Origin of the sequence: Roseateles puraquae (assembly GCF_002205845.1) — a bacterium.
Classification (GTDB): Bacteria; Pseudomonadota; Gammaproteobacteria; order Burkholderiales; family Burkholderiaceae_C; genus Pelomonas; species Pelomonas puraquae.
This window is the reverse complement of record NZ_NISI01000009.1, coordinates 93,028-110,628: the sequence shown is the minus strand read 5'-3', so window position 1 is coordinate 110,628 and position 17,601 is coordinate 93,028. Positions and strand designations below refer to the sequence as shown.

General features: G+C 68.7%; 18 protein-coding genes. 9 read left to right on the top strand and 9 right to left on the bottom strand.

All coding sequences use genetic code 11. The annotated features are described in order from the left end of the window. Positions 1-45 precede the first annotated feature (45 nt). From CDO81_RS19730 to CDO81_RS19705, 6 genes are all read left to right on the top strand, one after another. On the top strand, positions 46-1,158 hold the full coding sequence (locus CDO81_RS19730; protein ID WP_088485038.1) for an ABC transporter substrate-binding protein: 1,113 nt from the start codon (positions 46-48) through the stop codon (positions 1,156-1,158). Positions 1,159-1,253: 95 nt separating this feature from the next. Further along, positions 1,254-1,889, top strand: coding sequence for an arylformamidase (gene kynB, locus CDO81_RS19725; protein ID WP_088485037.1), 636 nt, complete (start codon positions 1,254-1,256; stop codon positions 1,887-1,889). Next, the gene (gene kynU / locus CDO81_RS19720) at positions 1,886-3,139 is read left to right on the top strand and encodes a kynureninase (protein WP_088484940.1); all 1,254 of its coding nucleotides are present in this window, start codon (positions 1,886-1,888) and stop codon (positions 3,137-3,139) included. The genes kynB and kynU overlap by 4 nt, the downstream gene beginning before the upstream one ends. Positions 3,140-3,142: 3 nt before the next feature. Beyond that, the gene (kynA, locus tag CDO81_RS19715) at positions 3,143-3,973 is read left to right on the top strand and encodes a tryptophan 2,3-dioxygenase (RefSeq protein ID WP_088484939.1); all 831 of its coding nucleotides are present in this window, start codon (positions 3,143-3,145) and stop codon (positions 3,971-3,973) included. Positions 3,974-4,068: 95 nt separating this feature from the next. Next, a complete protein-coding gene (locus tag CDO81_RS19710; RefSeq protein ID WP_088484938.1) occupies positions 4,069-5,880 on the top strand; it encodes an aminopeptidase P family protein in 1,812 nt (603 codons plus the stop codon). A gap of 58 nt (positions 5,881-5,938) precedes the next feature. Further along, the gene (locus CDO81_RS19705) at positions 5,939-7,033 is read left to right on the top strand and encodes an NAD(P)/FAD-dependent oxidoreductase (RefSeq protein WP_088484937.1); all 1,095 of its coding nucleotides are present in this window, start codon (positions 5,939-5,941) and stop codon (positions 7,031-7,033) included. Positions 7,034-7,043: 10 nt separating this feature from the next. Here CDO81_RS19705 and xopAW read toward each other — a convergent pair whose 3' ends face one another. Both xopAW and CDO81_RS19695 read right to left on the bottom strand, forming a co-directional pair. After that, positions 7,044-7,775, bottom strand: coding sequence for an EF-hand domain-containing protein (gene xopAW, locus CDO81_RS19700; protein ID WP_088484936.1), 732 nt, complete (start codon positions 7,773-7,775; stop codon positions 7,044-7,046). 164 nt (positions 7,776-7,939) lie between these two features. Beyond that, positions 7,940-10,180, bottom strand: a complete 2,241-nt coding sequence (locus tag CDO81_RS19695) for an aminotransferase class V-fold PLP-dependent enzyme (protein WP_088484935.1) — start codon at positions 10,178-10,180, stop codon at positions 7,940-7,942. A gap of 120 nt (positions 10,181-10,300) precedes the next feature. Here CDO81_RS19695 and CDO81_RS19690 point away from each other — a divergent pair, with 120 nt between their 5' ends. Beyond that, a complete protein-coding gene (locus CDO81_RS19690) occupies positions 10,301-10,768 on the top strand; it encodes an Lrp/AsnC family transcriptional regulator (RefSeq protein ID WP_420893082.1) in 468 nt (155 codons plus the stop codon). Positions 10,769-10,904: 136 nt separating this feature from the next. Next, entirely contained in the window at positions 10,905-11,150 is a 246-nt protein-coding gene (locus CDO81_RS19685) for a hypothetical protein (protein WP_088484933.1), read from the top strand. A gap of 314 nt (positions 11,151-11,464) precedes the next feature. Here the strand turns inward: CDO81_RS19685 and CDO81_RS28200 are convergent, their stop codons facing one another. Then, positions 11,465-11,806: a helix-turn-helix domain-containing protein gene (locus CDO81_RS28200; protein WP_158218354.1), complete on the bottom strand. Its 342-nt coding sequence runs from the start codon at positions 11,804-11,806 to the stop codon at positions 11,465-11,467. 2 nt (positions 11,807-11,808) lie between these two features. Beyond that, entirely contained in the window at positions 11,809-12,000 is a 192-nt protein-coding gene (locus tag CDO81_RS28195; RefSeq protein ID WP_158218353.1) for a hypothetical protein, read from the bottom strand. Between the two features lie 340 nt (positions 12,001-12,340). Here CDO81_RS28195 and CDO81_RS19675 point away from each other — a divergent pair, with 340 nt between their 5' ends. Further along, entirely contained in the window at positions 12,341-12,778 is a 438-nt protein-coding gene (locus CDO81_RS19675) for a hypothetical protein (protein ID WP_088484931.1), read from the top strand. Position 12,779: 1 nt separating this feature from the next. On the opposite strand, the gene CDO81_RS19670 is transcribed toward CDO81_RS19675, so the two are convergent. Genes CDO81_RS19670 through CDO81_RS19650 form a run of 5 tightly spaced genes read right to left on the bottom strand, consistent with a single transcriptional unit; the run spans position 12,780 to position 17,601 of the window. Then, positions 12,780-13,124: a hypothetical protein gene (locus CDO81_RS19670; RefSeq protein ID WP_144397316.1), complete on the bottom strand. Its 345-nt coding sequence runs from the start codon at positions 13,122-13,124 to the stop codon at positions 12,780-12,782. After that, positions 13,102-13,386: a hypothetical protein gene (locus CDO81_RS19665; RefSeq protein ID WP_088484929.1), complete on the bottom strand. Its 285-nt coding sequence runs from the start codon at positions 13,384-13,386 to the stop codon at positions 13,102-13,104. The genes CDO81_RS19670 and CDO81_RS19665 overlap by 23 nt, the downstream gene beginning before the upstream one ends. A gap of 5 nt (positions 13,387-13,391) precedes the next feature. After that, positions 13,392-13,694 carry a DUF2786 domain-containing protein gene (locus tag CDO81_RS19660; RefSeq protein ID WP_088484928.1) on the bottom strand — a complete coding sequence of 101 codons (303 nt, stop codon included), beginning with the start codon at positions 13,692-13,694 and terminating at the stop codon, positions 13,392-13,394. After that, entirely contained in the window at positions 13,691-16,183 is a 2,493-nt protein-coding gene (locus tag CDO81_RS19655; RefSeq protein WP_088484927.1) for a hypothetical protein, read from the bottom strand. Before CDO81_RS19655 ends, CDO81_RS19660 begins: the two co-directional genes overlap by 4 nt. Before the next feature lie 14 nt (positions 16,184-16,197). Beyond that, entirely contained in the window at positions 16,198-17,601 is a 1,404-nt protein-coding gene (locus tag CDO81_RS19650; protein ID WP_088484926.1) for a hypothetical protein, read from the bottom strand.

The window sequence follows — 17,601 nt, the reverse complement described above, 5'->3', positions numbered from 1 at the left end:
GCCCACGCCGGGCCCCGCCGCAAGAAGGAGAACACCATGGCTCTCATGACCCCGACCGCCCAGCGATGGCTGAGCATCGCCACATTGACCGTGGGGCTGGTCAGCACCGCCCAGGCCGAGTTGCTCGTCGGCCAGACAGCCGGCATCACCGGGCCCGCCGCCGACAGCGTCAAAGAGGTGACTCAGGGCGCCAAGCTCTATTTCGACGCGGTGAATGCGTCGGGCGGTGTGCACGGCCAGCACATCAACCTTCAGTCGCTTGACGACAAGTTCGACCCCAAGCTGGCGGCAGCCAACGCCAAGGCGCTGATCGACAAGGGCGCCGTCGCCCTCTTCCTGACCCGCGGCACACCGCACACCCAGGCCGTGCTGCCGCTGCTGGCCGAGCACAAGATCCCGCTGGTCGCCCCCTCCACCGGCGCGATGGTGCTGCACAAGCCGGTCAACCCCTGGCTGTTCAACGTCCGGGCCTCCTATCAGCGCGAGGCGGAACGGGCCATCGAGCACCTCGGCTCCATCGGCGTGACCCGCATCGCGCTGGTACAGGTGGACGACTCTTTCGGCGACGACGCCATCGCCGGCGCCCAGGCCGGATTGGCCAAGGCCAAGCAGCAGCCGGTGGCGCACCAGAAGTACCCGCGCGAGAAGCCCGACATGCCGGCCGTCGTGAGCCGGGTGCTCGCCGCATCCCCCCAGGCGGTCCTGTTCGTCGGCACCGGCGAGGCCGTCTCTGAAGGCATGAAGGCCGTCCGCGCAGCCGGCTCCACAGCCCAACTGGTGACGCTGTCCAACAATGCCTCGTCGGGCTTCATCCATTCGCTGGGCAAGGTGGGGCATGGGGTCATCGTGAGCCAGGTGTTCCCGCCGGAGCGATCCATTGCCAAGGCGATCATCAAGGACGCCCAGGAGAGTGCGCGCAAGGCCAAGCTGGAGCTGACGCCCAGCATGATCGAAGGCTATGCCTCCGCCAAGGTGCTGGTGGAAGGCCTCAAGCGCGCCGGCCCGAAGATCAACCGCCAGTCTCTGCGGGATGCGCTCGAAGGCATGAAGGCCTACGACCTGGGTGGCCTGGAGGTCAGCTACAGCGCCAACGACCACAGCGGCCTGCAGTACGTCGATCTCGCCATCCTCGACGAAAGCGGCAAGTTCCGGCGCTGACACGCACACAGCTCTTGAAGCGCAGGCACAGCGGCGGCAGAGTTGGAATAAACCGACACCACGACCCCGCCGGCAACGCTATGGTGCCGCCCGCCATGCCTCGCTCACTCCGCCTCTGGGACATCTCGCCCACCGTTTCGCCCGACGCCCCGATCTTTCCGGGTGACGAGCCCTACCAACTGCGCTGGACCGCGCAGCTGTCACCGGGCTGCCCGGTCAACCTCAGCGCCATCACGATGTCGCCCCATGTGGGCGCCCATGCCGATGCGCCGCTGCATTACGCCAACGACGCGCCGGCCATCGCCGATGTGCCGCTGGACACTTACCTGGGCCGTTGCCGCGTCATCCACGCCGTCGGCGCCGCCCCCCTGATCACGGTCGACCACCTTCGCCACGCGGAGCATGACCTGCCGCCGCGGGTGCTGGTGCGGGCCTGTGAGCGTGCCGACACACAGTGGAACCCCCACTTCACCGCCTACGCACCCGACGCCGTGCAATGGCTGGCCGAGCGCGGCGTGCGCCTGATCGGCATCGACACGCCCAGCGTCGACCCGGCCGACTCCAAGGTGCTCGACAGCCACCAGCAACTGCGCCGCCACGACCTGCGCGTGCTGGAGAACCTCGTGCTGGACGACGTGCCGGCCGGTGACTATGAATTGATCGCCCTGCCACTCAAACTCCAAGGCGCCTGTGCCAGCCCGGTGCGCGCCATCCTGAGGGAACTGCCATGAATCTCGAAGACGCCCAGCGGCTCGATGCCGCCGATCCCCTGCGCAGCCTGCGCGAGTTCTTCCAGCTGCCTGATGGCATCACCTACCTCGATGGCAACTCACTTGGCGCGCTGCCCAAGGCCACGCCGGAGCGCATCCAGAGCGCCGTCACCCAGGAGTGGGGCCAGGGCCTCATCAAGAGTTGGAACACCGCCGGCTGGATCGACCTGCCGCGTCGCCTCGGTGACCGGCTCGCCCCCTGGCTCGGCGCCCGGCCGGGCGAAGTGCTCGTGGCCGACTCGACCTCGGTCAACCTCTACAAGGTGCTGCATGCCGCGCTGCAGCTGCAGCAGGGCCAGCGCCGTGTGATCGTCAGCGAGCGCAGCAATTTCCCGACCGACAACTACATCGCCCAAAGCGTGGCCCGCGCCCACGGCGGCGAGCTGGTGCTGGCGGAAACGCCGGAAGAAATCGCCGGCCTGATGGACGAGCGCTGCGCCGTGCTGATGCTGACCCACGTCAACTACCGCACCGGCCGCATGCACGACATGGGGCTGCTGACCCGCTGGGCCCACCAGGCCGGCGCGCTGGCCGTGTGGGACCTGGCCCACAGCGCCGGTGCGGTGCCCATCGACCTGCTCGGCTGCGCGGCCGACTTCGCCATCGGCTGCGGCTACAAATACCTCAACGGCGGCCCGGGCGCACCGGCCTTCGTCTGGATGCACCCGCGCCACGAAGGTCAGGTCTGGCAGCCGCTCACCGGCTGGCTGGGCCATGCCCATCCGTTCGACTTCGACAGCGAATACCTGCCCGCGCCGGGCATCCAGCAGTACCAGTGCGGCACGCCGCCGGTGTTGTCCATGACCGCGCTCGATACGGCACTCGACGTCTTCGACGCGGCCCAGAAGCTCGGCGGCATGAAGGCCCTGCGCGCCAAGTCACTTGCCCTGACCGAAGCCTTCATCGACAGCGTGGAAGCCCGCGTGCCGGGTGCCATCATCGCCACGCCGCGCGAGGCCGCCCTGCGCGGCTCGCAGGCGTCGTTCTCGCTGCCCAAGGGTGTGGACGGCTACGCCGTGATGCAGGCGCTGATCGCACGCGGCGTCATCGGTGACTTCCGTGCCGGCACGCCGGAGCTGCTGCGCTTCGGCTTTGCGCCGCTGTACAACGGCTTTGCCGACGTGGCCCGCGCGGTGGACGTGCTGGCCGACATCGTGGCAAGTGGCTCGTGGAACGCGCCTCAGTTCACCTCCCGCGCCAAGGTGACCTGACCCATGGCGCAGACGATCGAACACCACGGCGCGCAGCTCGATTTCTCGCGCGACATGAGCTACGGGGACTACCTCCAGCTCGACGCCATCCTGAACGCCCAGCACCCGCTCTCGCCCGACCACAACGAGATGCTCTTCATCGTGCAGCACCAGACCTCGGAGCTGTGGATGAAGCTGATGCTGCACGAGTTGCAGGCGGCCGTCGCCAACGTCGCCCAGGACCGTCTGCCCGAGGCCTTCAAGATGCTGGCGCGGGTGTCGCGCATCATGGAGCAGCTCGTGCACGCCTGGGATGTGCTGGCCACCATGACGCCGCCCGAGTACAGCGCCATCCGGCCCTACCTGGCCAAGAGCAGCGGCTTCCAGAGTGCGCAGTACCGGCGCATCGAGTTCATGCTGGGCAACAAGAACCCAGCCATGCTCAAGCCCCACGAGCACCGACCCGAGTTGCTCGCCCAGGTGCAGGCCGCCTTCGAGGCGCCGTCTCTTTACGACGAAGTGCTGCGCCTGATGGCCCGCCACGGCATCGCCGTGCCGGCCGAGAACCTCGCGCGTGACTGGACCCAGCCGCATGTCGCCAGCGACGGCGTGAAGGACGCCTGGCTGACCGTCTACCGCGCCCCGCAGGCGCACTGGGACCTCTACCAGATGGGCGAGGAACTCGTGGACCTCGAAGATGCCTTCCGGCTCTGGCGCTTCCGCCACTTGACGACGGTGGAGCGCGTCATCGGCTTCAAGCGGGGCACGGGCGGCACTGGCGGTGTGAGCTATCTGCGCAAGATGCTGGACGTGGTGCTTTTTCCCGAACTGTGGACGCTGCGCACCGATCTCTAGTTCAAGTTGGGGGTCTTCTGCCCCCGAGGCGGCAAGGCGAAACGGGGTGAAACCTAAAATCGGCAGTCCAACTCAGCCGAGACAAGGTCCGCCCGATGGACACCCGCACCTCCGAAACCCGCCTGCGCATCGACCGCCTGCGCGACGCCATGACCGCGCAGGGCGCGCACGCCGTGTTCGTGCCGTCCAGCGACCCGCACCTCTCTGAATACCTGCCCGACCGCTGGCAAGGCCGCCAGTACCTGTCGGGCTTCACCGGCTCGGTCGGCAGCCTGGTCGTCACCCAAGACCGCGCCGCCCTCTTCGCCGACAGCCGCTACTGGACGCAGGCCGAGGCGCAGATCGCCGGCAGCGGCATCCAGCTTGAGAAGATGGCCAGCGGCGCTTCGACGAACTACATCGACTGGATCGCGCAGCAGCTGCAGCCGGGTCAGGTGCTGGCGGTGGACGGGCAGGTGCTCGGACTGTCGCTGGCCAACACCCTGAGGGCGGCGATGAAGCGGGCGGGCGTTGAATTGCGCACCGACCTGGACCTGCTGCAGACCGCCTGGACCGACCGCCCGGGCCTGCCGACCGAACCGGTCTACGAGCACGCCGCGCCCCATGCCGTGGTGACACGCGCCGACAAGCTGGCCCGCGTGCGCAAGGCCATGGCCAGCGTCGGGGCCACGCATCACCTGGTCTCGACGGTCGACGACATCGCCTGGCTGCTGAACCTGCGCGGCAGCGATGTCGAATGCAACCCGGTCTTCATCGCCCACCTGCTGCTGGACGCCAGCGCCGGCCGCCTGTTCATCGGCGAAGGCAAGGTGCCGCCCGACCTGGCCGCGCGCCTGGCCGCCGACGGCATCACGCTGGTGCCCTATGCCCAGGCCGCCGTGGCGCTGCAGGCGCTGCCCGCAACAGCCAAGCTGCTGATCGACCCGCGCCGCGTGACGCTCGGCCTGCGGGAGGCGGTGCCCGCGGCGGTGACGGTGGTCGAGCAGATCAACCCGAGCACGCTGCTGAAGAGCCGCAAGACGCCCGAAGAAGCCCGCTTCATCCGCGAAGCCATGGCCGAGGACGGTGCGGCCATGTGCGAGTTCTATGCCGAATTCGAGGCCTCCATCGCCCGCGGCGACACCTGGACCGAGCTCGACATCGACACCCGGCTCACCGCCGCCCGGCGCAAGCGGGCCGGCTTCGTGGGGCTGTCGTTCTCGACGATTGCGGGCTGGATGGCCAACGGCGCCCTGCCCCACTACCGGGCCACGCCCGAGTCGTTTGCCCGGATCGAAGGCAACGGCCTGCTGCTGATCGACTCCGGTGGCCAGTACCCGGGCGGCACCACCGACATCACCCGCGTCTGGCCCATCGGCCAGGTGAGCGCCGAACAGAGGCGCGACTACACCCTGGTCCTGAAGGGCACGCTGGCCCTGTCTCGCACCCGCTTCCCGCGCGGCACGCTCAGCCCCATGCTGGACGCCATCGCCCGCGCGCCGCTGTGGGCCCATGGCCTGGACTACGGCCACGGCACGGGCCACGGCGTGGGCTACTTCCTGAACGTTCATGAGGGCCCGCAAAGCATCAGCAAGGCCATCCCGGAGCCGTCCATGGCCATGGAGCCGGGCATGATCACGTCGATCGAACCCGGCCTCTACCGCCCGGGCCTCTGGGGCGTGCGCATCGAGAACCTGGTGCTCAACGTGGCTGTCGAAACGCCTGAGAAGAACGCCTTTGGCGAGATGCTCGAGTTCGAGACCCTCACGCTTTGCCCCATCGACACCCGCTGCATCGACAAGGGTCTGCTGCAGGCCGACGAGGTGGCCTGGCTCAACGACTACCACGCCACGGTGCGCGAACGCCTAGCGCCCAAGGTGTCCGGCGCGGCGCTGGCCTGGCTGAACGAGCGCACCCAGCCGATCTGACCCGCGAAGGTGCCCGGGGGGCGCGGGGCTCAGCGTTCCGCGCAGGCACACTCCGGCCATGGAAGAGATCGAGATCGCCGTCATCGGCGCCGGCGTGGTGGGGCTGGCCATTGCACGCGCCTTGGCCCAGCAGGGCCGTGAAGTCATCCTCATCGAAAGCGCGGGCGCCTTCGGCACCGGGACGTCCTCGCGCAACAGCGAGGTCATCCATGCCGGGCTGTACTACCCGGCGGGCAGCCTCAAGGCGCGGCTGTGCGTGCGGGGCAAGGGCCTGCTCTATGGCTACTGCGCTGCCCGCAACCTTGGGCACCGTCGCTGTGGCAAGTTGGTGGTGGCCACGCGCGAGGCCGATCTGCCCCGCCTGGCTCAGTTGGCAGCCAACGGTGCCGCCAATGGCGTGAACGACCTGCAGCTGCTGACCCGCGAGGAGGTCAGCGCGCTGGAGCCTGAGCTGAGCGCGGTGGGTGCGCTGCTGTCACCGTCCAGCGGCATCGTCGACAGCCATGGGCTGATGACGTCGCTGCTGGGCGACGCCGAGCGCCACGGTGCGACGCTGGCCCTGGCCAGCCCGGTCACCGCGGGCGAGCGCCTGGACCAGGGCTGGCGCCTGCGCATCGCCGATGACTTCGACCTTGTCGCCCGGCATGTCATCAACGCGGCCGGCCTGCACGCCGCGCAGGTCGCCCAGGCCCTGGGTGCGCCCGCGCCCGAACTACGCTACGCCCGCGGGCACTACTTCGCCCTGCCCGGGCGCGCGCCCTTCCAGCATCTGATCTACCCGCTGCCGGTCGACGGCGGCCTGGGCGTGCACCTGACGCTGGACCTTGGCGGCCAGGCGCGTTTCGGGCCTGACGTGCAATGGCTCGACGACACCGATCCCGCCGCGCTGAACTACTCGGTCGACCCGGCTCTCGGGCCGCAGTTCGAGGCCGAGGTGCGCCATTACTGGCCGGGTCTGGCGCCTGGGGCCCTGCAGCCGGCCTACAGTGGCGTACGCCCCAAGCTCAGCGGCCCGGGCGAGCCGGCCGCCGACTTTCTGATCGACAGCAGCCAGCCTGGCCTGATCAACCTGTTCGGCATCGAGTCGCCCGGGCTGACGGCGGCGCTGGCCCTCGCTGAACACGTAGCACTCGAGCTCAGACCGCGCGGTTGAGCGACGCGGATCAGGCCGTGGTGCTCAGGCTCGTCGTGTCTGACGCAGGCTGCAGCCAGTTCTTGCTGATCTGGTCGTAGAGCTTTTGCGCGAGCGCTGCGATCTCGGCGTTGGCGCCCTGGCTGGCCTCGCTGCCCGCGCCGGCCTTGGCCAGTTCTTTCAGTTCGCCCGCCAGGCGCTCGATTTGCGACACCGTGCCATCCTGGTTGACGTCCAACGGGTCATAGCTCGTGGCCGAGGTGGATGACGTGCTGCTGCTTGCCGTGCCTGACGCAGTCGTCGGCGGCGGCCCGCCTGCACCCGGGGGCGGGCCACCCATGCGGCCGGAACCTTGCGCCTGCTCCGGTCGGCCAGCCTCGAACTCGGCCCGGGAGAGTTGACCGTCGCCATCGGTATCGAGCGAGGCGAACACGTCTTCATCATCGTTGGCCGCGCCGCGCTGCTGGGCGAACGCCACCGTCGAAGACGGTGGCGGCATGAGCTCGCGCATGCCCTGGCTGAGCTCGTCGCTCGACAGACTGCCATCGCCGTCACTGTCCATCTTCTTCAGCAGCTCGGCACTGTCGCCGGACTGGCCGGTGTGCTCCAGCATGCTGGCCAGCTCGGTAGCGTCGACGCTGCCGCTGCCGTCGCTGTCCACCTTGGCGAACATGCGCGCTTCGTGCTCAGCCTTGCGGGCGGCACCGCTTTGTGAGGTGTCCCAGGCTCGGTTCACACCGCCCAGGCCGCTGATCGTGCTCATGGCGACTCCTTCATGGATTGAGAGACCCCGGCGCCGGGCTGGCAGCGGGTGACCTCATCTTTGAAGGGAGCCGTCAAGGCTTCTTATCGGCTGTGTGTCGAGGCAGACATAAAGCGGTTTTCAATCGCGGAGACTGGCAGGCCATGCCGGCGCTGTTCGTGCGATCAGATCGCCAGGGCTGCATCGGCCGCTGCCGCACGCGGCAGCAAGGCCAGGCCACCCCGCAGGCTCCAGGCCTGCGCATGCCCCAGCCGGCGCAGCGCCCGCGCGGCCTGCGCACTGCGGTTGCCACTGCGGCAGAAGCAGACCATGGGCGTGTCGGGAGGCAGCGACTGCCACTGCACGAGCGCCTCCGGCAAGCCTGACAAAGCCACCGCCTGCCGGCGCACCTGAGTGCCGAGTTGCGGTGCCTGGCCGAGGCGTTGTTCGTAGGGCTCGCGCACATCGATGAGCAGCAGGTCGGGGTGGCGCGCCACCAGCGCTTGCAGGTCGGCCAGGCCGATCTCGCTGGCGGCCAGCGAGCAGCTGCTGTCGACCCGGGCACCACAAGCCACTGTCTGGTAGGCGGTCATCGCCAAGTCTTGCTCCAGCGCCGCCTTGGCCGCGGCAAAGCCGGCGGCGTCGATGCGTCCGGCCAGCACGTCAGCCAGCAGCGGCTGCGCCTCGCGCTCCACGGCCAGCGTGCTCGCAAAGCGATCGTCGTAGTCGTGCCCGGGCAGCAGCAGCGTCTGCTCGCCCACCACCTCGCGCAAGCGCAGCAGCGAGTCGGCATAGGCCAGCGGTGCGCTCTGCTCGAAGTCGCTGCGCCCGAGCGCGCCGGGCATGACGGTGTCTCCAACGAACGCCCAGCGCAGTCCGCGGGCGTCGTGCAGCAGGTAGGCGGTCGAATCCTGCGTGTGGCCGGGCAGGGCCAACCGCGTGAGCCAGCGGTCGCCCAGATCCAGGCGCTTGATATCACGCGGCCAACCGAGTGCATCCACCGAACCCGCCTCGTGTTGGATGGCCTGCCACAGGTCACCGGCCGAGGAGGCGTGGTCGCCGTGGCTATGCGTGTCAAGCACCGCGGCCAGCGCATAGCCCTGGCAGCGCAGCCACTGGGCCAGCCGCTCGGTCAACTCGGGCAGCGGGTCGACCACCACCGCACGGCGGCTGCTGGCATCTGCCAGCAGGTAGCAGCAGGCACCATCCACCACGAAGCGTGTGAGGCCGTCGGCAGGCAAGGCCTGGCCCGGCGCACTCGGGTCCAGGCAACTCTCGCGCAGGGACTCTCCGCAGACGCGGATGCGGGCGCAGGCCTCGTCGATGAAGCTGCGGTCCACCACAGGCCCGAACGACAGGCGCACGCTGGCCGCCGTCTGCCACGCCGGCAGACCCATCGCCTCCAGCACATAGCTCGGTTGCGCCTTGGCCGCGCTGCAGGCCGAGCCCCCGCTCACGCGCAGCTCGGCGGCATCGAACAGATCCAGCAAGAGCTTGGAGCTCAAGCCCGGCACGGCAAAGTTGAGGGTCGTGGGCAGGCAGAGCTCGGTAGGAGCATTGAAGAGCAGCCCGGGAAACGCCTCCTGCAGCGCCGCCGCCAGGCGATCACGGTGCGCCTGCAGCGTGGCCGCGTCGCAAAACGTGCCGCCCGCCTCCAGCGCTGCCAGTACCGCGCCCAGCGCCGCGATGCCTGACATGTTCTCAGTCCCCGAGCGCCAGGCGCCTTCCTGCCCACCTCCCGCCAGCAAGGGCGTGAACGGCGCCCCCTCGCGCACGTAGAGCAACCCAATGCCCTTGGGCGCGTAGAGCTTGTGGCCCGAGAACGGCGCGTAGTCAATGCGCCGTTCTTCCAGCTTCAGCGGCAGCTTGCCCAGGGCCTGCACGCCGTCGACCATCCAGCGCGCCGGGCTGCCCGCCAGCGCGGCGGCAATGCCGTCCAGGTCGCTGATGACGCCGGTCTCGTTGTTGGCGGCCATGGTGCACACCAGGCCCGCCCGCGCGGCATGCGCGCGCAGCCAGGCGAGGTCGTGCCGGCCGTCACGGCCGACCGGAATGGGCAGGACGGTCAGGTTCAGGCCCAGCAGCGCATTCCAGTGCTTGAGGGCCTCAGGCACGGCCTTGTGCTCGGTCGCGCCGTAGAGCAGGAGTTCGGGCCGATGATCCGCATCGCGCAGCGCGCTCAGGGCGGACAGCACGGCGGTCTGGATGCCCTCGGTGGCGCCGCTCAGAAACAGCAGCCGCCCCTGCCCGGCACCCAGCACGCGGCGGGCGCGCGCCCGCACGCCATCCATCAACGCGCGAGCCTTCAGCCCGGTGCTGTGCACACTGCTGGGGTTGCCGAAGTCTTCCGCCATGGCTGCCATCGCCGCCTCGCGGGCCTGCGGCAGGACGGGGGTGGTGGCGTTGGCATCGAGATAGATTTCCATGGGGGCGCCTCTGCGCAAAAGGATTGGGGCGATTGTTCCTACGCCGCCGAGGTACGCGATTTCACCGGCGCATGATTTTTCAGCCATTTCTGGCAATGCATGCCACGTATGATCGGCGCCATGAAATTGGATTCCATCGACCTGCGCATCCTCGACATCCTGCAGCAAGACGCCACCCAGCAGGTGGCTGACATCGCCGCGCAGGTGGGCCTGTCCACCACGCCCTGCTGGCGCCGCATCCAGCGGCTGAAGGAGGCTGGCGTGATCACCCGTCAGGTGGCCCTGCTGGATGCACAGAAGGTGAACGTGGGGGTGACCGTCTTCGTGTCGGTGCGCACCAACCAGCACAGCCAGGCCTGGTTCGACACGTTCAAGGCGACGGTGCAGGCCATCCCCGAGGTCGTCGAGTTCTACCGGATGAGCGGCGATGTTGACTATCTGCTGCGGGTCGTGGTGCCCGACATCGCCGCCTACGACCGTGTCTACAAGCGGCTGATCGCGGGCACGCAATTGCACGATGTCAGTTCCAGCTTCGCTATGGAAGAACTCAAGCTGACCACCGCCCTGCCCTTGAGCTACGTTCGCTGACGGCGCCGTCACAGGCACTCATCCTCGCCAGCCGCAGTTCGTCCGGCCGCGCCGGCATTCCGTCGCCGGGCCCTCGCCGCGACCCAGCCGCGCGGCGACATTCATGCTCACGCCTAGCTCGATGCCACGCCCGACCATGAACACCGCCGCCCAAACCTTCGCACTCGCCTTCGGCTCCGTGCTGGCCGCCGCCGGGATCGGCATGGCCCTGGCCAATCACATGGCGGACGATGGCGCTACCGCCACGCGCTCGAGCCTGGCAAGCCAGGCCGGGCCTGCCGCCGCCTCGCAGGTGGCCCGCTTGCCGCGCGTCGTCATCGAGAAACGCCAAAGTGCTGAAGGCATGCGGCTCGCCCAGGCGCCGGGCCGGCAGGCGATGTGAGACAGCCTGCACCCGGCGTGTGCGGTCTTGTCCCCGCCCCTCGTGGGCAACTCTGTTGATAACCGCTGCACCCCACGCCTAAGCCCTTGTCGGCCAAGGCCGCCAGGTCCACTGCTTCAAAAAAAGGCACATCGGACCTTCGGATGCGCTGGCCCGTCGAGGGCGTGCCGCGCTCATCAAAGCGCTTCGATTCCCAAAAGCAAAACGGCCCAGCGGTTTGAATCGCTGGGCCGTTGATTGGCTTAATGTTTTTTGGGGCTGATGGAGATTGAACAAATCGATGTAGGCCGCGCCAGTGCTCGCGCTGCGACGTTTCAGCGGCCAGCGTTCCCCTTCTTGTTCCCCTTCGCCGCCGTTACCGGTGCAGCCCGAACCCTCACCCCCCGACTCTCGAAGAAGCGCATCAGATCAGTGTGCGGATCAGCAAGCAGGCCGCTCAGGTTGACACCCGCGCGGCTTGACCGCGGCGGCGTCGGGTGTCGGGCGTCAACGCGGCACGACTGCTTGAAAGCCTCCACGTCCACCGGGTCAAAGCGCACAGCGCCTCCGATGCGGTAGCAGGTCAGGCGGCCTGAATAGGCGAGGTCATAGACCGTGCGAGCTTTGATACCCAGCAGCCGCGCGACCTCGGCAGCAGTGATGAGAGCTGCTCCCATAGCTACTGCAGCAGCTTGAAGATCCAGTAAACCGGCCAGATGGTCGCGAGGAAGATGTCGATGGGGATGATGATCATCCAGTTCCACCAGTTGTAGCGCGTGCCATCGAAGAACACGAGATACACCAGCGTGGCAGCATCGATTGCAAACCAGGCGTAGATGCCAAGCGCCTTGAGCCCGTCGATTGGCCTCATACCGCCTCCCTTTCGGCGTTCGTAGTGGTCGCATGGTACTGACGGCGGGGAGCTCACGCCATGAGCCACGCGCGGCTGAGACTCGCCGGCATGAAGGCGACAGAATTCTGGTTCTGGAAGATGCGCGACGACTGGGGCCGGGTGCGGCGCAGCGTCTGCAGGTTCACCGAAGCCGAGGCGCTGAAGCGCGACCCGCATGCGGAGCGCGTCGAAGGCACGTGCGAGGTGCGAATGTGTCCCGAGACGGTCGAGGAGCTAGCACGGGCAGCGCCGAAGACGCCCCCGAGTGGAATGCCGAGGCACCAACAGAACCCAACGTCTGCCGCCTATGCTTGGCCCTATGAACGTGACCAAACGGCAGGTGGCCGATCACCTCTTGGACGCGGCGGCGGTCGCCCTACTTGACCAGTCCGACCCCATCACGGCCATCGTGCTGGGCGGATCCGCGGAGGATATCTATTGGGGGCTCTTGGAGCGCGAGCGGCCAGGCGCTGAGCCTGCACGCGAAGAGATCGCGCGACACGTCATCGAAGTTACAGCGGCCCTCTTTCCAAACGATCAACGGATGACGCTGAAGGCAGCCCGCAACGCTATTCGCTCAACGTTCAACTGGCTCCGACACAACGATGACCCAGACGAGGCCCAGTCTCGCGAGTGGGATGCCCAGCAGGAAGCAGCGGCCATCGTTGAACGCGCGATGGAGAACCTGTTCCGCCTGACCGGCAGTGATCACCCGCGGTATCAGGAACTGCTGACCCATTCGCTCGGCCGCGGCTGACTTATGCCGCCCGCACCGCCTCAATCAGCGCCTCCAGCGCTGCCAGGCGCCGCGGCGTGTCGCGCTCTGACGACGTTCGCCGGATCCCCGCCCGGGCCTCATCGAACAGCACCGGCCACTCGGCGCGCGGGAATGAGTGCAGCTTCGTGAAGCCGGCTGCTGTATCCGACACATCGAAACCGCATGCGCTCACGAGACAGGCCGAGGCGCCTAACTCACCCGCTGCGATTTCGCGTTCGACAGCCCGCGCGCTCTCGCTGTCTTCCGCAGCCGCCACAGGCCTGCCGACGTTCAGCAGGTGATCTTTGATCTTCCGCAGGCGGTTACGCCTTGTGTTCCAGCCCATTGGGGGCTCCTTTCCTGAGTGCATCCTCCATCTCGCACATCTCGGCTTCGACGGTCGCCTGATCTGTCACGCGCGCCAGGTGAACGAGGATGTAAGTGAGCTTCGTGGCATCCTCCATCGGCAGCCGGCGCGCACGCGCATCGCGGTAGACCCGGGCAAGCTCGGCCCGAATCTCGTGCAGGCTGCCGAGCCGAATGCGCTGAGTCGCCTTCGGGGGGATGGGGGCGCCCAAATCTTCAACGTCGACAAGAGCTTGCGTCATTCTTGTCAGCCACCTACGAACCAGCCGTCGCGGCACAGGACCGGCGTGTGCATCCCTGCGGCCATCGCCTCTGCCGTCGTGCGCGTGGCCCAATACGGCGCCCACTCCGCCGAGTGCAGATGCGGCGGCCCGGCTGGCTCAGCAGGCGCCGCAGCCTCGAACCGTTCCAGCTGCAGCCCGTGCTTCGCGATGAGGCTCTGCGCCTGCCTCCATGCCGTCTCGCGCTCGGTGCGGTTGCCGCGGACGTCGGCCGCGAAGTCCAGGCATCGGCGAACCTTGGCCAGCGCGCGGGTCTGCTCGGGCGTCATGGCTGGCCCCCTGCGACGCTGGCGAAGCTCGGGGCACGCTCTGGGCCGGCCATGTCACCGGTGAGCAGCCCGCGGTCTTCTGGCGCCCACCACCAGGTGCTGCCGTAGTTGCGTTGCATGCGGGCCTGCGTCTTCGCCAAGTAGCCGGGCGACAAAAACTCTTGCACCTGGTTGGCGAAGCTCTGGTCAATGGCCAACTTCAGATACCAGAGGTTCACGCCTGGCGTGTGCCCGCGCACCCAGCGGAAGGCCTCGGCGGCTGCGTGCGAGTCCTTGCCCTGGGCGGCCTCCATGGCGTTGTTCAGGCCGACGTCATAGACGAGTTCAAAGGCCGAGCCCACCAGCGGGCCAGCGATGCCGCCGACGGCTGCCGAGGCGCCAGACTGGCCATGCGAGCCCATACCGGTCAGCAGCATGTCGCCGAGGAAGCCCAAGCCGCCGCCCTTGGTGAGCGCAGCGCCCCAGAAGCGCGCCAGCTTCTCCGGGCTGTCGCCCTGATCGCCGGTCATGTCGCGCGGGTCGCGGCCCGCGGCCAGGTCGGCAAGTTGCAGGGAAATGCCGCCCAGCAGCGTGGCAGCCAGCAGGTTGGACGTCGCATAGGTCATGCGCTGCGCCGGCGTCAGGTCGGCGTTCAGCACGCGGTCCCAGTGGCGCAGCAGAATCGACAGGCTGAAGCCCTTGAAGAGCATCACCGAGCGGTGAAGCTCGCCCAGGCCCGTGCCTTTCTCGTGACCGCCGCTCTGCAGCACGCGCACCTTCAGATTCGGGTCAGGGCTGGCGAACTTCGATTCGTCATCGATGGTGCCCAGCAGCCGCGAGATCAATCGGTCACGCATGGCCGGCTCGATGCCCTCGGCCTTCATGACGGCGGCCGGCGTCAGCATGTCGGTCTGGCGCCAGCGCTCCAGCGGCACCCGCTGCAAGGCTGCCCACTCGTCACGGGTCCAGCCCAGGCCCTCCAGCCGCGAGCGGTCGGCGCTGTGCAGTGCGTCCCAGGCCGTGCGCGAGATCTTCGCCATGCCGCCCATCATCGAGATGGAGAACGCGCGGCGCACGCCGTCGGTCCAGGCCGTGAGCAGCGATGCCTTCATGGTGGCGTTCGCGGCCATGTCGGGCCAGTCGCGGCCGAGGTTGTTCTCGCCCCAACGCCCCATGTCCGAGATCATGCTGTCAGCCATGAGGCCGGCGCGGTCGGCATAGGCGCGCGTCTCCGACCCGAAGGCCTGCACCACCCGCATGGGGCCTTGCCACCACGGCAGCTTGTGAAAGGCCATGGTCTGCATCAACCAGTGCATGTCGCTGATCGAACCCAGCACCGCGGCGCCGAGCTTGCCGGCCACCTGCAGCGAGCGCAGGGCCTGGCCGATGCGGGCCGCCGATGGGTTGTGCACGGCGTCGAACTTGCCCAGCAGCGTGTCCCACAGCTGCTGAGTCGTGGCCAGCAGCGCCACGCGGTCTTTCCCGCCGCCCAGCTGCGCCGCGTCGTGCAGGGTGCGGAAGGTCGCGCCCGGGTTCGGGCCGAACTCCTCCACCAGCGCGATATTGCGGGACATCGAGCGAACGTGCCCCTGCATCGCGTCGTACACGGTGCCTGCGCCGTAGGCCTGCATGTAGCTCAGATACCCGTCCCCGTCCTTGAAGTGCAGCACCCGGGCTTGGCTGTTCGCGTTCGCCAGCATGCCCGGCGCGCGGTACTCGCCCAACGGCCGATTCGCCAGGCCATCGGTCGTGATGTCGCGCCATGCCTGCTCCAGCACGGCGGCGAGCTCGGTGTCGTTGAGCGTCCGGCCGGCCTCGTCGGTGTAGCGGCTGCGGTCGACCACCTGGCGCACATCGTTGACCCAGCGGTCAATGCCAGCCTTCACCAGGGCCTGCACGTCGTGCGGCTGCGGCAAGTAGCCGTAGGCCAGCTTTCGGACGTCGCCGCCGGCACGGTTGAAGCGCTCTCGCATGGCGTCAACCATCTTCACCCACGCGCCGGCTGCGGCCTTCGCGCCAGCATCGCCCGACGTCGTGCCGAACACCTCACGCACGAACGCGGCCACGTTGCCGGCATCCTCCAGCCCAGCGATCCAGCGCACGCCGCGAGCAGCCAGCGAGCCGGTCGTCTGGCGGGTGGCGTGGTCGAGCACGTCCAGGGCCTGCGTCCAGTACTGGCGCGCCACGCCGCGCACGTAGCTGTCGGCCTTCAGCAGCTTGCGCTGCAGCACGTCGAAGCCCTGGGCGCCCGCTTTCTCGATGTCGGGCAGGTGGCGGGCGTGGGCCTCGATCTGCAGGGCCGCGCGCAGCTCGCGAACCTCGGCTGCGTGCTTCAGGTCGTCGGCGATGACGCGGCTGGCCTCGGCCATTCGCTCGGCCAGCGGCATGGTGCGCCAGCGCTCGGGCTCACGCGATGCCAGGCGGCGCATCGTGCTGCGCACCCGTTCCTCGATCCCTGCGGCCTCAGCCTGGTTGATTCGTCGGCCGATAGCCGTCTCTACGGCGTTCATGCACTCGACTCGCATCAGTTCACTCCCAGTTTCAGGAAACACTCGATGGCGGCCTGCGTTGCTGTGATGGCTTCGCGGGCCTCCTGACTGGCTCGCTGGGCCTCGGTGCGCACCAGGTCGCTGGCGGGCGTGGCCGGGCTGCCGTCGTCTTCCAGCCGCACCGGCAGGTCGGGCCGCTCGCGGGCGACGTCGAGCGCCCGCTGCATCGGTGCCCGGGCTTGGGCGGTGGCGTCCGCGACCATCGCAGGCGCGGCCATGCGTTCAGCCTCGGTGATGGGCGTGGGCTCTGCACCGAGCAGCGGCTCGTCGGCGCGGGCTTCGTCAGCCAGGCGCGGCACGTTGGCTGCGCGCAGCTGCTCGTCCATGTGGGCCATGACCGGCGCGGCGCGGGCGTCATCCGCAACGCGCATGGGAAGCTCGACGCTTCGGCCTTCGTCCAGCGCGGCGCGGGCTTCGTCCAGGGCTTGCAGGTGCACCACGCCCGCGGCGGGATCGTCCACGCGGCCTAGATTGCCGGCGTCCACTAGGTCGCGCTGCAGCTGCACAAGCGCGGCCTCGACCATCTCGGGCGGGACCGGTGGGCGCGCGGCTGGCGGCTCCACGCGAGCCGCTGCCCGGGCGCGGGCTGCGTGTACGCCCGTGGCCACTGCGGCGCCCGGCACCAGGGACAGGGCCAGGCCCAGGGAGTCGAAGGGGTCGAAGGTCGCGGCCAGCTGCGGGTAGTCGGCGCTCTGCAGGATCTCACGCGACAGCGCAGACTCGGCCATGAATGCGCCGGGGCCGCTCACGCCCACCAGGATGGCCGAGCGCAGCGGCGTCGCAGCGACCGGCGCAATGCCAGCGGTCAGAGCCGTGACCCCACCATGCACGGCACCAACCTTGGTGGCCGTGGCGACGTCGACACCCTGATCCCGCAGCTTGAGGTACGACGTGGCGCCCTCATCGAGGCCAGTGCCAATCACGGCGGCGGGCGCGCCACCGAGCAGCGAGTAGCCACTGAACTTCGTCACCACGCGGCCGGCGTCGTGCAGGAAGTTTGTCACCCAGCCGGCCGTCATCGGGTCCGGGCGCCAGTACTCGGCACCGCGGCGCAGAGCTGCGTCGGATTCCAGGAACGCGGCAGCACCGCCAGGGCGTGAGGCCTCGCGAGCCCGGGTCAGGGCCTCGGGCGCATCCATGCCGGGCAGCAGGCCCGCGCGGGGCGCGGTGGCGGCCTGGGTGGCCCGAGCGTTGCCCAGGCGGCCCAGCACCCGCAGGGACTCGTTCAAGCCCTGGGCGCTGCCGGTGAAAGGCGCGGCCAGCACGTCGCCCAGTTCGGCCCAGCTGCTGCGCTTCGGGGCGGGCGGTGCCACCGGGTTGGCGGCACGGTCCGCAAGGGCGGCGGCGGTCTCGCCCGGGAACATCTCGGCGAAGCTCAT

Bases quoted from the DNA above. Each gene is read 5' to 3' on its own strand.
- kynU (WP_088484940.1), top strand. From the start codon at position 1,886: ATGAATCTCGAAGACGCCCAGCGGCTCGATGCCGCCGATCCCCTGCGC.
- CDO81_RS19685 (WP_088484933.1), top strand. From the start codon at position 10,905: ATGAACACCGCCGCCCAAACCTTCGCACTCGCCTTCGGCTCCGTGCTG.
- CDO81_RS19710 (WP_088484938.1), top strand. From the start codon at position 4,069: ATGGACACCCGCACCTCCGAAACCCGCCTGCGCATCGACCGCCTGCGC.
- CDO81_RS19670 (WP_144397316.1), bottom strand. From the start codon at position 13,124: ATGGGCTGGAACACAAGGCGTAACCGCCTGCGGAAGATCAAAGATCAC.
- CDO81_RS28200 (WP_158218354.1), bottom strand. From the start codon at position 11,806: ATGGGAGCAGCTCTCATCACTGCTGCCGAGGTCGCGCGGCTGCTGGGT.
- CDO81_RS19655 (WP_088484927.1), bottom strand. From the start codon at position 16,183: ATGAACGCCGTAGAGACGGCTATCGGCCGACGAATCAACCAGGCTGAG.
- CDO81_RS19675 (WP_088484931.1), top strand. From the start codon at position 12,341: ATGAACGTGACCAAACGGCAGGTGGCCGATCACCTCTTGGACGCGGCG.
- kynA (WP_088484939.1), top strand. From the start codon at position 3,143: ATGGCGCAGACGATCGAACACCACGGCGCGCAGCTCGATTTCTCGCGC.
- kynB (WP_088485037.1), top strand. From the start codon at position 1,254: ATGCCTCGCTCACTCCGCCTCTGGGACATCTCGCCCACCGTTTCGCCC.
- CDO81_RS19650 (WP_088484926.1), bottom strand. From the start codon at position 17,601: ATGAGCTTCGCCGAGATGTTCCCGGGCGAGACCGCCGCCGCCCTTGCG.
- CDO81_RS19665 (WP_088484929.1), bottom strand. From the start codon at position 13,386: ATGACGCAAGCTCTTGTCGACGTTGAAGATTTGGGCGCCCCCATCCCC.
- CDO81_RS19695 (WP_088484935.1), bottom strand. From the start codon at position 10,180: ATGGAAATCTATCTCGATGCCAACGCCACCACCCCCGTCCTGCCGCAG.
- CDO81_RS19660 (WP_088484928.1), bottom strand. From the start codon at position 13,694: ATGACGCCCGAGCAGACCCGCGCGCTGGCCAAGGTTCGCCGATGCCTG.
- CDO81_RS19690 (WP_420893082.1), top strand. From the start codon at position 10,301: ATGAAATTGGATTCCATCGACCTGCGCATCCTCGACATCCTGCAGCAA.
- CDO81_RS19730 (WP_088485038.1), top strand. From the start codon at position 46: ATGACCCCGACCGCCCAGCGATGGCTGAGCATCGCCACATTGACCGTG.
- xopAW (WP_088484936.1), bottom strand. From the start codon at position 7,775: ATGAGCACGATCAGCGGCCTGGGCGGTGTGAACCGAGCCTGGGACACC.
- CDO81_RS28195 (WP_158218353.1), bottom strand. From the start codon at position 12,000: ATGAGGCCAATCGACGGGCTCAAGGCGCTTGGCATCTACGCCTGGTTT.
- CDO81_RS19705 (WP_088484937.1), top strand. From the start codon at position 5,939: ATGGAAGAGATCGAGATCGCCGTCATCGGCGCCGGCGTGGTGGGGCTG.